This window comes from Pseudomonas reactans (assembly GCF_013387025.1).
GTDB classification, from domain to species: domain Bacteria; phylum Pseudomonadota; class Gammaproteobacteria; order Pseudomonadales; family Pseudomonadaceae; genus Aquipseudomonas; species Aquipseudomonas reactans.
Genome location: NZ_JACAQP010000158.1, coordinates 1 through 314 on the forward strand (window position 1 = coordinate 1; position 314 = coordinate 314).

Annotated in this window: 1 protein-coding gene; it reads left to right on the forward strand. The window is 39.8% G+C overall.

The features are described 5' to 3' along the window. On the forward strand, positions 1–314 hold a 314-nt coding region (locus HX793_RS32285; protein WP_218646224.1), incomplete at both ends, for a transposase family protein.

Consider the following 314-nt stretch of genomic DNA (forward strand, 5'->3'; position numbering starts at 1 on the left):
CTAGTTCGAGGACTGCCACTTCTGAAGCTCGACAATGAAACTCTTTGTGCCGCTTGTGAAGGAGGAAAACTGTCCAAATCCTCTCATAAAAGCATTCCTGAATCTAGTGTATCCGAACCACTAGAATTACTGCACATTGATCTTTGCGGCCCTGCAAAAACCCAAAGCATAAAAGGGAAGAAATACATCCTTGTTATTATTGATGATTACTCACGCTTTACTTGGGTTTTCTTTTTAAGGCTAAAGTCAGAAGCACCTGAAGAAATAATCAACTTCATCAAACAGATTGAATTAAAGCTCAAACGACCAGTTCG